This window comes from Blautia sp. AF26-2, from assembly GCF_003460955.1.
GTDB lineage: Bacteria > Bacillota > Clostridia > Lachnospirales > Lachnospiraceae > Fusicatenibacter > Fusicatenibacter saccharivorans.
In genome coordinates, this window is the sequence record NZ_QTWD01000001.1 from 204,266 (window position 1) to 217,193 (window position 12,928).

Genomic DNA, 12,928 nt, shown 5'->3' on the forward strand with positions numbered 1-12,928 from the left:
GTTGATGTTTCTTTAACAAAGTACAGAGACTCAAAATTAAAATTCACTTTTTAGGAGGAATTGAAAATCATGGCAGTAAAAGTAGCAATCAATGGTTTTGGCCGTATCGGACGTCTTGCATTCAGACAGATGTTTGGAGCAGAAGGTTATGAAGTAGTAGCAATCAACGATTTAACATCCCCGAAGATGTTAGCTCATCTGTTAAAATATGACTCTTCTCAGGGAAAATATGCTCTGGCTGATACCGTAACATCCGATGAAGATTCCATCACAGTAGATGGCAAAAACATCAAAATCTATGCTTTCCCGGATGCTAACAACTGCCCATGGGGAGAGCTTGGCGTAGACGTAGTTCTGGAGTGCTCCGGATTCTACACCTCCAAAGCAAAAGCTCAGGCACACATCAATGCAGGCGCTCGTAAAGTAGTTATCTCCGCTCCGGCTGGTAACGACCTTCCGACCATCGTTTACAATGTAAACCATGAGACCCTGACAGCAGACGACAACATCATCTCCGCTGCATCCTGCACCACAAACTGCCTTGCACCTATGGCAAAAGCTCTGAACGAACTGGCTCCGATCAAATCCGGTATCATGGTTACTATCCATGCTTACACTGGAGATCAGATGACTCTGGACGGACCGCAGAGAAAAGGCGATCTGAGAAGATCCCGTGCAGCTGCAGTTAACATCGTTCCAAACAGCACCGGTGCTGCAAAAGCAATCGGCCTTGTTATTCCGGAACTGAACGGCAAACTGATCGGTTCTGCACAGCGTGTTCCAACCCCAACCGGTTCTACCACAATCCTTACAGCAGTTGTAGAAGGAACTGTAACTGTTGACGAGATCAACGCAAAAATGAAAGCATCTGCAACCGAGTCCTTCGGATACAACACAGATGAAATCGTATCCAGCGACATCGTTGGTATGAGATATGGTTCTCTGTTCGATGCAACTCAGACCATGGTTCTTCCGCTGGACAACGGAACAACAGAGGTACAGGTTGTTTCTTGGTATGATAACGAGAACTCCTACACAAGCCAGATGGTTCGTACCATCAAATACTTCAGCGAGTTAGCATAATTTAACAAACTGAACGGCAAAATTTTAGAGCCCAAAGGGTCCGGTCTGTTAAGGACCGGGCCCTTTTTGCGAATGCGGCGGAAAAATACGGCACAAAAACAGCCCTTTTCCGTGTGCAAAAATTATAAACTGCATTTTTAAATAAGGACCGCGATGCCGCAAAAACAAAGAAACGGCGCGGCAGATGCAGTTGGATATATGGAGGGAAACGCCCATGTTAAACAAAAAAACCGTAGATGATATCAACGTAAAAGGAAAAAGAGTCCTTGTAAGATGCGACTTCAACGTTCCGCTGATCGATGGAAAAATCACAGATGAGAACCGTCTGGTAGCAGCTCTTCCAACGATCAAAAAACTGATCGCTGACGGCGGAAAAGTAATTCTCTGCTCTCATCTTGGAAAACCGAAAGGAGAACCAAAACCAGAGCTTTCTCTTGCACCGGTTGCAGTTCGCCTTTCCGAGCTTCTTGGACAGGAAGTTAAATTTGCAGCAGATCCTGAGGTTGTAGGACCGAACGCAAAAGCAGCTGTTGAGGCTATGAAAGACGGAGATGTAATCCTTCTGGAGAACACCCGTTACCGTGCAGAAGAGACCAAAAACGGTGAGGAGTTCAGCAAAGAACTGGCTTCCCTGTGTGACGTATTCGTAAACGATGCATTCGGAACCGCACACCGTGCTCATTGCTCCAATGTTGGTGTTACCAAATATGTTGACACTGCTGTTGTTGGTTATCTGATGGAGAAAGAGATCGCATTCCTTGGAAATGCTGTCAACAATCCGGAGCGTCCGTTTGTTGCCATCCTTGGTGGATCCAAAGTATCCAGCAAGATTTCTGTTATCGACAACCTGATCGATAAAGTTGATGTCCTGATCATCGGCGGTGGTATGGCTTATACCTTCGCAAAAGCAGCAGGCGGCACCGTTGGTGATTCTCTGCTTGAGATGGATTATCTGGATTATGCAAACAAAATGAAAGAAAAAGCAGCAGCAAAAGGCGTGAAACTGCTTCTTCCGGTAGACAACGTTGTTGCAGATGCATTCTCAAACGACGCAAATACACAGGTTGTTCCGGCCGGACAGATTCCGGATGGCTGGGAAGGTCTGGATATCGGACCGGAAACTGCAAAACTGTTCGCTGATGCTGTTAAAACTGCTAAAACCGTTGTATGGAACGGACCGATGGGATGCTTCGAGATGCCGAATTTTGCAGCAGGAACCAAAGCAGTTGCAGCAGCACTGGCTGAAACAGATGCAGTTACGATCATCGGCGGCGGAGATTCCGCAGCAGCTGTAAACCAGCTTGGATATGGCGATAAGATGACTCATATCTCCACTGGCGGCGGCGCTTCCCTGGAGTTCCTGGAAGGAAAAGAACTGCCGGGCGTTGCAGCAGCAAACGACAAATAAGAATTTATATTCAAAACTAAGGAGATCAAACGATCATGGCAAGAAAGAAAATTATCGCCGGAAACTGGAAAATGAACATGACTCCGAGCGAGGCAGTAGAATTAGTCAATACATTAAAACCACTGGTGGCAAATGACGACGTTGACGTTGTTTTCTGCGTACCGGCCATCGATATCATCCCGGTTGTAGAGGCTGCAAAAGGCTCCAACATCCAGATTGGTGCTGAAAATATGTATTTTGAGGAGAAAGGTGCTTTCACAGGCGAAATCTCCCCGGCTATGCTGACAGACGCTGGCGTGAAATACGTTGTACTTGGCCACTCTGAGAGAAGAGAATACTTCGCAGAGACCAGCGAGACCGTAAACAAAAAAATGCTGAAAGCTTTCGAGCACGGCATCACCCCGATCATGTGCTGCGGAGAAACTCTGGAGCAGAGAGAGCAGGGTGTAACGATGGATTTCATCCGTCAGCAGGTAAAGGTTGGATTCCTGAATGTAACAGCAGATCAGGCCAAAACAGCCGTTATCGCTTACGAGCCAATCTGGGCAATCGGAACCGGCAAAACTGCTACAACAGAGCAGGCTGAGGAAGTTTGCAAAGGCATCCGCGAGTGCATCGCTGAAATCTATGATGATGCAACAGCAGCAGCTATCCGTATCCAGTACGGCGGCTCTGTAAACGCAAAAACCGCACCGGAACTGTTCGCACAGGAGAACATCGACGGCGGCCTGGTAGGCGGAGCATCCCTGAAACCAGATTTCGGAGCTATCGTAAACTACAATAAATAATTGATTTTTATACGAAATCAATAAATAAAACAGACTAAGACGCCACCAAACACGGTGAAATTTGGCAGAAATGCCGAAGGGAAAGTGTTTGGTGGCGTTTGCTGTTTTACGACGTGATGGCAATACCGCTCTTTAGGATCTGGCGTAATAGACTTCTGCAATGCTTTTTCGCACTTGCGGACATCTTCCACATGTGATATGATGGGAACGACAAAAAGTGTCGGAAAAACCGCATGATAGAGGGAAAAAACGCGGCAAATCAGACGACGCGAAAGAAAGCATAAAGGAGAATATGATTATGGCAAGAGAAATCATTAATACAGAAAAAGCACCGGCAGCAATCGGACCTTATGTACAGGCAGTCGCAGACAACGGCCTTTTATTTATTTCCGGACAGCTTGGCTTTGATGTAGAGCATGGCAGCGTGATCCCGGAGACTGTAGAAGAGCAGGCAACCCTCTCTTTAAAGAATCTGGACGCAATCATGACAGCAGCAGGAACTGACCGCACGAAAGTGATGAAAACAACCATTTTCCTGACCGATATGAACGATTTTGCCAAGGTAAATGAAGTATACGGTGCTTTCTTTGGCGAGTCCAAACCGGCTCGTTCCTGTGTAGCAGTTGCTGCTCTTCCGAAAGCAGCAAAAGTAGAAATTGAATGCATCGTATCCCTGAAATAAGAGAGAGATGAGTATGGCAGAGGAAAGAGTAATTAAAATCGGAATGCTGGGTCTTGGCACCGTCGGTACCGGTGTGTACAAAGTGCTGAAAAGCCAGCAGGAGGAAATGCTTCCGAAGCTGGGAGCGCGTGTGGAGCTGAAAAAAATTCTCGTGCGCAATGTGGAAAAAGCAGCTGCAAAGGTTGATGATCCGTCGATCGTTACCATGAACTTTGAGGACATTGCCAATGACCCGGAGATTGAGATTGTTGTTGAGGTTATGGGTGGAAAACAGCCGGCTATGAATTACATTCTTGCCTGCCTGGATGCAGGAAAGAATGTTGTAACGGCAAACAAAGACCTGGTGGCATCTGAGGGTAAAAAAATCCTTGCGGCAGCAAAGAGAAACGGAAAAGATTTTCTCTATGAGGCATCCGTGGCGGGAGGAATTCCGATCATCCGTCCGGTGAAACAGTGCCTTGCCGCCAATCATATCACAGAGCTGATGGGTATTTTCAACGGTACCACAAATTTCATTCTCACAAAAATGTCGCAGGAAGGCATGGAGTTTGGTGATGCGCTCCGTCTGGCGCAGGACATGGGCTATGCAGAAGCAGACCCGACCGCAGATGTGGAAGGTCTTGATGCCGGCCGCAAGGTAGCAATCCTGGCTTCGGCAGCGTTCAACTCCAGAGTGACATTTGAAGATGTTTACACCGAAGGCATTACCAAAATCACGGCGACCGATATCGAGTACGCAAAAGAGATGGGATGCACGATCAAGCTGCTCGGCGTGGCAAAAGATACCCCGGAAGGAATCGAAGCCCGCGTTCATCCGATGCTGATCGACAGCAATCATCCGCTTGCGACTGTCAATGATTCCTACAATGCCGTATTCCTGACAGGCGATGCCGTACAGGATACGATGTTTTACGGACGAGGTGCCGGAGAGCTTCCGACTGCGAGTGCCGTTGTGGGCGATATTTTCGATGTTGTGCGCAATATTTTATGGAACTGCTGCGGCAGAATCGGCTGCACATGCTACCGGGAATGCCCGATCAAGCGTGTCGGCGAAATTAAGTCGAAATATTTTGTACGCATGCAGATTGAAAATCGGTATGGAACGCTGGCATCGGTAGCTTCTGTCTTTGGAAACAACAAGGTTTCGATTGCACAGATGCTTCAGAAACGTGTCAATGGAAAATACGCCGAGATCGTCGTCATTACGGACGAGGTCAAAGAGCGCCATTTTGAGGATGCCATGCAGATTTTAGGCGGAATGTCGATGATCCAGGAGATTTCTTCGACAATCCGGGTATACTAACAAAATGTAACAATTCAGATCCATGCGAAATGGAAGAAAAATCGCGAATCATGCTTGCATGAAGGAGCGCTTTTTCTGGAGTTTCATATGGCGAAAAGCAACATCGAGATGCAGCGTAAGCGGAATCGAGATGGGGATCTGGATTGTTACCCCAAAATTAAATCAAAGAAGGGAATTCACAATGAGTAAAAAACCAACCGTATTAATGATTCTTGACGGATATGGACTGAATGACAAATGCGAGCATAACGCTGTCTGCGAAGCAAAAACTCCGATTATGGACCAGCTGATGAGCCAGTGCCCGTACGTAAAAGGACAGGCCAGCGGACTTGCTGTAGGTCTTCCGGACGGACAGATGGGTAACTCTGAGGTAGGCCATCTGAACATGGGCGCAGGCCGCGTTGTATATCAGGAGCTGACCAGAATCACGAAAGCAATCCAGGACGGTGATTTCTTCGAGAATGAAGAGCTGGTAAAGGCTGTTGAAAATGCAAAAGCAAATAATTCCGCACTGCACCTGTTCGGACTTCTTTCTGACGGCGGTGTTCACAGCCACATCACCCACGTATTCGGACTTCTGGAGCTGGCAAAACGTAAGGGTCTCGAGAAAGTTTATGTACACTGCTTCCTGGATGGCCGTGACACTCCTCCGGCATCCGGAAAATCCTATGTTGAGCAGCTGCAGGCAAAAATGGATGAGATCGGTGTCGGCGAAATCGGCGTGATCTCCGGCCGTTACTATGCAATGGACCGTGATAACCGCTGGGATCGTGTCGAGCTGGCTTACAAAGCTCTGACAAAAGGGGAAGGCGTAGAAGGAACCGATGCGGCAGAGGCTGTTCAGGCTTCTTATGATGCTGAAAAAACCGATGAGTTCGTTCTGCCGACCGTTCTGAAAAAAGACGGAAAACCGGTTGCAACGATTCAGGATAAAGATTCTGTGATTTTCTTCAACTTCCGCCCGGACCGTGCAAGAGAGCTGACAAGAGCATTCTGTGCAGATGAGTTCACCGGATTTGAGAGAGAAAAACGTCTGGATCTGACCTACGTATGCTTCACGGAATACGATGAGACCATCCCGAACAAATCCGTTGCATTCAAAAAAGAAGAGATCACCAATACCTTCGGTGAGTATCTGGCAGCACATAACATGACGCAGGCTCGTATCGCCGAGACCGAGAAATATGCACATGTAACCTTCTTCTTCAATGGCGGCGTTGAGGAGCCAAATAAAGGTGAGGACAGAATCCTTGTGAAATCCCCGAAGGTTGCTACTTATGACCTGAAGCCGGAGATGAGTGCTTACGAAGTATGCGACAAGCTGACGGATGCCATCCGTTCCCAGAAATACGATGTCATCATCATCAACTTTGCAAATCCGGATATGGTTGGCCATACCGGCGTTGAGAGCGCAGCAATCCAGGCAGTTGAGGCTGTTGATGAGTGCGTAGGCAAAGCAGTTGATGCATTAAAAGAGGTTGACGGCCAGATGTTTATCTGTGCGGACCACGGAAATGCAGAGCAGCTTGTAGACTATGAGACCGGCGAGCCATACACCGCTCATACCACCAATCCGGTTCCGTTCATTCTGGTTAATGCAGACCCATCCTACACGTTAAGAGAGGGCGGATGCCTGGCAGACATCGCACCGACCCTGATCGAGCTGATGGGAATGGAGCAGCCAAAAGAAATGACAGGAAAATCCCTGCTGATTAAGAAATAAAGAGAAATCGTGAAAATGTCCCTGCCGGATTCGTTTTGAAACGGGTGCGGCAGGGATATTTTATCATAATAATCTGAAAATAAAAATAATTACGCAATAAGAGACAGAATAAAAATGAAAAACAGATAAAAAATCAAAATAAAGTGTTGACAAACGGTGAGAAAACTGATATAGTAAAGTCAACAAAAGAAAACGGAAGAAAAAAACAGAAAGAGAGGACGGACCACCGAGAACATAACGAATTACCCCATAAACTAAGAAAGCGAAGGTATGGACCCAAGAAAACGTAACGAAGTACCCCAAAGTGAAACAAAAGAACAAAAGAACAAAAAAAGAAAGGATTCAGTCCAATGCACAGTTCTAACTTATGAAAGCCATCCGAAAATGGAAAAATCGGATGGCTTTCATATTGCGTTTTTTATGTTTGAAAAGAATAAGGACTGGAAAAAAGAGGTTTCGACAGAGAGAGCAACATATTTTTCCCATAGCACGGTCATACTGTGAACGCAGAGAAGAAACTTGGTTACTGTTCACTTTGCAGCAAAACAGGAGGGAAAACTATGTTTCGATATTTACCAATTCGAAGCGTGACAGGAAGAGAAATTCTGGATTCGCGCGGAAATCCGACCGTAGAGGTGGAAGTGGCCGTCGGGGAGGGGATTCTCGGGCTGGAAGGCCATATGGGGCGTGCCCAGGTGCCGTCCGGGGCATCGACAGGAAAATTTGAGGCACTGGAAAAAAGAGATCAGGAAGTGCGCTATCTGGGGCAGGGCGTGAGAAAGGCTGTAGAAGCGGTCAATACCGTGCTGGCCGATGCCGTTGTCGGCGAGAATGCGCTCGAGCAGGAGCGGATTGACCATATCCTGTGCCAGGCAGACGGAACCGAAACGAAAGAAAACCTCGGGGCAAACGCCATTCTCGGTGTCTCACTTGCTGTAGCGCGCGCGGCGGCAAATGCGCTTCATCTGCCGCTGTACCAGTACCTGGGCGGCTGCCACACAAGCCGTATGCCCGTGCCGATGATGAATATTTTAAACGGCGGCCGTCATGCCGACAACACCGTCGATCTGCAGGAATTTATGATTATGCCGTGCGGCGCTCCCTCATTTCGGGAGGGTCTTTCCATGTGCGCGGAGATTTACCATACGCTGAAGCAGCTCCTGAAGGAGAAGGGATACTCGACTTCTGTCGGCGATGAGGGCGGCTTTGCGCCGGATTTAAAGGATTCCGATGAAGCACTGCAGCTCATTGTCAATGCGGTCCAGAAAGCCGGCTATGCGCCCGGAAACGACGTGATGATCGCGATCGATGCGGCGGCAAGCGAGCTCTACGAGGAGAGCAGGAACGTCTACTACTTTCCCGGGGAATCCCGTCAGTGCGGAAAGACAGTATTTCGGGATACCGCAGAAATGGTTGCCTACTATGAGGAACTGATCGAAAAATACCCGATCGTATCCATCGAAGACGGGCTGTGCGAGGACGATTTCGAAGGCTGGAAACAGATGACGGAAGCGCTCGGGAACAGAGTACAGCTGGTCGGGGATGATCTGTTTGTGACGAATGTAAGAAGGCTTTCCTGCGGCATTGCACTTGGCACGGCAAATGCGGTTCTGATCAAGGTAAACCAGATCGGAACGCTCTCTGAGGCGCTGGATGCGGTGGAGATGGCGCAGAGAGCAGGGTACCGCGCCGTCATTTCCCACCGGTCCGGAGAGACAGAGGATGATTTTCTGGCAGACCTTGCCGTCGCGACAGGCGCCGGCCAGATCAAAACCGGAGCACCGTGCCGGTCGGAGCGGAATGCGAAATACAATGAGCTTCTCCGCATCGAGGAACGCCTCGGTGAGGAAGCGAAATACCGGAATCCGTTCCCGCAAAAGGGAACCGGCGTAAGAGAATGGTGAAAAACGGCGTAAAATAGGCAAATAACAGTTGAAATCGTTCTTCCGCTATGGTAAAATAATATAAGTTGGCCGTAGGAGGTGTAATTGTGGAAATTTTAAGAACGATTTTGACAGTCATTTATGTCATTGATTGTATTGCTTTAACCGTTGTTGTATTGATGCAGGAAGGAAAACAGCAGGGTCTCGGTGCTATCGCAGGTATCTCAGACACTTACTGGGGAAGAAACAAAAGCCGTTCTGCAGAAGGAACTCTGATCCGTGCAACAAAAATCATGGCAGTTCTGTTTATTGTACTGTCGGTTGTATTAAACATGAATTTTTAGCAAAGTAAAGACATCCTTATTCCCACGAGAAGGCGTAAGGGTGTCTTTTTCTACAAAGAGGAGATAATAGATGAAAGATAATAAGAAGAAAAAAGATCGGAGGAAATATCCGCAGGGCAGTGCGGCGTCCCATGCAGGACAGAACAGCGGGAACCATGGCGGTCATGCGGGCCATCCGCGTTCCAGAAGTTCGAAACTGCTGAAAAACCGCAAGACGCTGCTGATGGATCTCGTAAGCTCGAAAAACTATGAGCCGATGCGTCTGAAAGACATTGCCATGCTGCTGCAGGTGCCGAAAGCAAAACGGTCGGAGCTTGCGGAGGTTATGGAAATCCTGGTAAAAGAAGGAAAAATCGATGTGATCTCCGACGGCCGTTACCAGAAGAGCCGCGGTGCATCCACAACGACGGAAAAACGGGAAAAAAGAGACCGCCGCGCCGGAGAGCAGGGCAGAAGAGGACGCGATGACCGATTCCGTAGAAAGAATGGAAAGGACGGCGACACAGAGAAGAAGCCGCGTATCCAGACTGTCGATATCCAGGCAGTCGTGGACGTTTACCAGATCCCGGAGGAGTTCCCGGCACGCGTGATCACACAGGCAGAAAAATGCCCGGAGGAAGTAATTCCAAACGATTACAATGGCCGCCTCGATCTGAAAAGCTGGCAGATGGTGACAATCGACGGCGAGGATGCCAAAGACCTCGATGACGCCGTATCCGTCACAAAAGCGGGCGATACGTGGACGCTTGGCGTTCATATCGCTGATGTCAGCAACTATGTGCAGGAAAATTCCGCCCTCGACCGTGAGGCGTTAAAGCGCGGCACCAGTGTCTATCTGCCGGACCGCGTCATTCCGATGCTGCCGAAGCGTCTGTCAAACGGCATCTGTTCCCTGAATGAAGGACAGGAGCGCCTGGCACTCTCCTGTATTATGACGATCAACGAGAAAGGCCGTGTGATCGGCCATCAGATCGCTGAGACGGTGATCCGCGTGGACCGCCGCATGACCTACACCGCCGTCAATGCAATCCTGACCGAGCCGGAAGCACATCCGGAGCTGCTGGAGGAATATCATGAGCTGGTTCCGATGTTCCGCCAGATGCAGGAACTGTCTGCACTGATCCGGAGCTGTCGGAAAGAACGCGGAGCAATTGATTTTGAATTCCCGGAGAGCAAAGTAATTCTTGATGCAGAAGGGACGCCGGTGGAGATCCGCCCGTATCCGTCGAACGTGGCAACACGGATGATCGAGGACTTCATGCTGATGGCGAACGAGACCGTGGCAGAGGAATACTGCACACGCGAAATCCCGTTCTTATACCGGACGCATGACAAGCCGGACGGAGACCGCATGGAGGCAACGCTGACGCTGATCCGTGAACAGGGCATCAAAGTCGAAAAGCGTTCCCATGAGATTACGCCGGGTGAGGTGCAGAAGATTCTCACCAGCATCGAGGGAACCCCGGAAGAGCCGCTGATCAGCCGCCTGCTGCTCCGGTCGATGGCAAGAGCCATTTATACCCCGGAATGCAGCGGCCACTTCGGACTGGCAGCGTCATATTACTGCCATTTTACCTCACCAATCCGCCGTTACCCGGATCTGCAGATCCACCGCATTATCAAGGATGATCTGCGGGGACGTCTCGACAAGGGCGGCAGAATCGGCAAATATTCGTCCATTTTGCAGCATGTGGCGGAGCAGTCGAGTGCGATGGAGCAGCGTGCTGCAGAGGCAGAAAGAGAGGCTGTGAAGCTGAAGAAAGCCGAATATATGCTGGAGCATGTCGGCGAAGAGTACGACGGCGTCATTTCCGGCGTGACCGGATGGGGCTTCTATGTGGAGCTGCCAAATACCGTTGAGGGACTCGTTCACATCATGACACTGAAAGACGATTATTATAATTTTGATGAAGAAAATTACCGTCTGGTCGGAGAGCAGCACGGAAGAGTATTCCGCCTTGGTGAGCCGGTGCGTGTCCGTGTACGAAACGCCGAGCCTGCCAACCGGACAATCGATTTTACGTATGTAGAAAAAGAAACCGAGACAGAATAAATCCCTGGAGGAAAAAGTTATGGCAAAACAAAAAGGAAATCGAATGATTGCCAACAATAAAAAGGCATATCATGACTATTTTATCGAGGATAAATACGAGGCCGGCATCTCCCTTGCCGGTACCGAGGTAAAATCCCTCCGCATGGGAAAATGCAGCATCAAGGAGTCCTTCATCCGCATTGAGCGTGATGAGGTATTCATCTACGGCATGCACATCAGTCCGTACGAGAAGGGCAACATATTCAATAAAGACCCGCTGCGCATCCGGAAACTGCTGCTGCACGACTATGAGATCCGCAAACTTGAGGCGCAGATCAAGGAAAAAGGCTACACGCTCGTTCCGCTGCAGGTGTATTTTAAAGGCAGCCTCGTAAAAGTCGAGATCGGTCTGGCACGCGGTAAAAAACTGTATGATAAACGGCAGGATATCGCAAAGAAGGATCAGAGACGTGAGGCGGAGAGAGATTTCAAAGTTAAAAATCTGTATTAAAAATCCTTGACAAAAAGTATGGGGAAAGACTATAATACAATATACGGCAGTTGAAAGAGAGTTTTCACTGCACCGGGACGATCTGTTTGCGTCCCCGTATCAAAGAAAAGCGTCTGTAGAGCCAGCACGGGCTTGTACTGGTTTCGACGGGGGTTTTGAAGTTTGGGAAGCCATTCGTGGACTCCGGGACCGCGTCATCAACCTGGAACCTAAATTTAAACGCAGACGATAATTACGTAGCGTACGCTGCCTAAGTGCGGCGTTGTCAGCTGAATAGTTTTCCGCGGCTATTCTCCTGGCATCAAACAGATGCGGAGCACTTCGTTTCCAAAGCTTTGCGGAGATGGAAGATTTTATGAAGCTACCGAAGCGGCAAGCCTGTCATCCGGCGTGCCGATGGGGGAACCTTTAATAGAATGACTGTAATGGGAGATGCCTGAATGAATAGGCTTTCGGACAGGGGTTCGATTCCCCTCAGGTCCATACCTGAAAAACCGCTAAAATCCAGTGTTTTAGCGGTTTTTTTGTACATTTTGGGTAGAAAAAACAGGGTAAAAATAGCGCTTTAGACCGTTTCAGACCGAAAAAAATGGCGTCAAAATCGCGGTCGAAAATTAAGGGGAAAAGGAAAAATTTTCCATAAAAAAGTCGATTGTCTGATAGAAAAATGAAAAGGGGAGCAGATATGCAGTTACTAATCAAACAACGTGTATTTTCCTGGTCAGACACGTATGATATCTATGACGAGCAGGGGAACCAAAAGTATTTTGTGAAAAATGAATTTATCTCGCTGGGACACCGTCTGCATGTGTACAATGCGGCGCATAATGAAATTGGGTTTATCAAACAGAAATTATTTTGCTTTCTTCCGACTTTCGAAATTGAATGGAACGGGCAGTTAATGGGACATATCGAAAAACGTTTTGCACTGTTCCGCCCCAAATACGATGTAGATTTCATGGGATGGCGTGCAGAAGGTGACTTCATGGGATGGGATTACGATGTATATGAAGCCTGCAGTGCAGTCGTCCACGTACATAAAAAACTTCTGAGCTGGGGTGACACGTATGTCATCGAATATGATAATCCGAGCAATGAAATTCCGGCATTATTACTGGTGCTGGCGATCGATGCGGCAAACTGTTCACAAAATAATGGATAGCTGGCAGTG

At 48.5% G+C, this 12,928-nt stretch carries 12 protein-coding genes and 1 other RNA gene; all 13 read left to right on the forward strand.

Annotation, left to right across the window (positions count from 1 at the left end; translation table 11 throughout):
- Positions 1-69: 69 nt before the first annotated feature.
- The 13 genes from gap to DWY63_RS01185 all read left to right on the forward strand — a co-directional run bounded on the left by gap (position 70) and on the right by DWY63_RS01185 (position 12,919).
- Complete coding sequence (gene gap, locus DWY63_RS01125) at positions 70-1,083, forward strand: type I glyceraldehyde-3-phosphate dehydrogenase (protein ID WP_022463324.1); 1,014 nt, start codon at positions 70-72, stop codon at positions 1,081-1,083.
- A gap of 214 nt (positions 1,084-1,297) precedes the next feature.
- Entirely contained in the window at positions 1,298-2,491 is a 1,194-nt protein-coding gene (locus tag DWY63_RS01130) for a phosphoglycerate kinase (protein WP_022463323.1), read from the forward strand.
- Positions 2,492-2,526: 35 nt separating this feature from the next.
- The gene (gene tpiA, locus DWY63_RS01135) at positions 2,527-3,279 is read left to right on the forward strand and encodes a triose-phosphate isomerase (RefSeq protein WP_022463322.1); all 753 of its coding nucleotides are present in this window, start codon (positions 2,527-2,529) and stop codon (positions 3,277-3,279) included.
- A gap of 298 nt (positions 3,280-3,577) precedes the next feature.
- A complete protein-coding gene (locus DWY63_RS01140; RefSeq protein WP_055218381.1) occupies positions 3,578-3,961 on the forward strand; it encodes a RidA family protein in 384 nt (127 codons plus the stop codon).
- 13 nt (positions 3,962-3,974) lie between these two features.
- Positions 3,975-5,264, forward strand: a complete 1,290-nt coding sequence (locus DWY63_RS01145; RefSeq protein ID WP_117800866.1) for a homoserine dehydrogenase — start codon at positions 3,975-3,977, stop codon at positions 5,262-5,264.
- A 181-nt stretch (positions 5,265-5,445) separates the two neighbouring features.
- On the forward strand, positions 5,446-6,987 hold the full coding sequence (gene gpmI / locus DWY63_RS01150; protein ID WP_022463319.1) for a 2,3-bisphosphoglycerate-independent phosphoglycerate mutase: 1,542 nt from the start codon (positions 5,446-5,448) through the stop codon (positions 6,985-6,987).
- A 270-nt stretch (positions 6,988-7,257) separates the two neighbouring features.
- A complete protein-coding gene (locus tag DWY63_RS01155) occupies positions 7,258-7,491 on the forward strand; it encodes a hypothetical protein (protein ID WP_117509087.1) in 234 nt (77 codons plus the stop codon).
- Between the two features lie 56 nt (positions 7,492-7,547).
- Positions 7,548-8,891 (forward strand): phosphopyruvate hydratase, encoded by a 1,344-nt coding sequence (gene eno, locus DWY63_RS01160; protein WP_022463318.1) that lies wholly within the window; start codon positions 7,548-7,550, stop codon positions 8,889-8,891.
- A gap of 86 nt (positions 8,892-8,977) precedes the next feature.
- Entirely contained in the window at positions 8,978-9,214 is a 237-nt protein-coding gene (secG, locus tag DWY63_RS01165) for a preprotein translocase subunit SecG (RefSeq protein WP_055226503.1), read from the forward strand.
- Between the two features lie 223 nt (positions 9,215-9,437).
- Entirely contained in the window at positions 9,438-11,267 is a 1,830-nt protein-coding gene (rnr, locus tag DWY63_RS01170; RefSeq protein ID WP_243001829.1) for a ribonuclease R, read from the forward strand.
- A gap of 19 nt (positions 11,268-11,286) precedes the next feature.
- Positions 11,287-11,757: an SsrA-binding protein SmpB gene (gene smpB, locus DWY63_RS01175; protein WP_022463315.1), complete on the forward strand. Its 471-nt coding sequence runs from the start codon at positions 11,287-11,289 to the stop codon at positions 11,755-11,757.
- A 128-nt stretch (positions 11,758-11,885) separates the two neighbouring features.
- Positions 11,886-12,243: a transfer-messenger RNA gene (gene ssrA / locus DWY63_RS01180) on the forward strand.
- A 199-nt stretch (positions 12,244-12,442) separates the two neighbouring features.
- Complete coding sequence (locus DWY63_RS01185; protein WP_117800870.1) at positions 12,443-12,919, forward strand: LURP-one-related/scramblase family protein; 477 nt, start codon at positions 12,443-12,445, stop codon at positions 12,917-12,919.
- Positions 12,920-12,928: the final 9 nt, after the last annotated feature.

Bases quoted from the DNA above. Each gene is read 5' to 3' on its own strand.
- gap (WP_022463324.1), top strand. From the start codon at position 70: ATGGCAGTAAAAGTAGCAATCAATGGTTTTGGCCGTATCGGACGTCTT.
- DWY63_RS01130 (WP_022463323.1), top strand. From the start codon at position 1,298: ATGTTAAACAAAAAAACCGTAGATGATATCAACGTAAAAGGAAAAAGA.
- tpiA (WP_022463322.1), top strand. From the start codon at position 2,527: ATGGCAAGAAAGAAAATTATCGCCGGAAACTGGAAAATGAACATGACT.
- DWY63_RS01140 (WP_055218381.1), top strand. From the start codon at position 3,578: ATGGCAAGAGAAATCATTAATACAGAAAAAGCACCGGCAGCAATCGGA.
- DWY63_RS01145 (WP_117800866.1), top strand. From the start codon at position 3,975: ATGGCAGAGGAAAGAGTAATTAAAATCGGAATGCTGGGTCTTGGCACC.
- gpmI (WP_022463319.1), top strand. From the start codon at position 5,446: ATGAGTAAAAAACCAACCGTATTAATGATTCTTGACGGATATGGACTG.
- DWY63_RS01155 (WP_117509087.1), top strand. From the start codon at position 7,258: ATGGACCCAAGAAAACGTAACGAAGTACCCCAAAGTGAAACAAAAGAA.
- eno (WP_022463318.1), top strand. From the start codon at position 7,548: ATGTTTCGATATTTACCAATTCGAAGCGTGACAGGAAGAGAAATTCTG.
- rnr (WP_243001829.1), top strand. From the start codon at position 9,438: ATGGATCTCGTAAGCTCGAAAAACTATGAGCCGATGCGTCTGAAAGAC.
- smpB (WP_022463315.1), top strand. From the start codon at position 11,287: ATGGCAAAACAAAAAGGAAATCGAATGATTGCCAACAATAAAAAGGCA.
- DWY63_RS01185 (WP_117800870.1), top strand. From the start codon at position 12,443: ATGCAGTTACTAATCAAACAACGTGTATTTTCCTGGTCAGACACGTAT.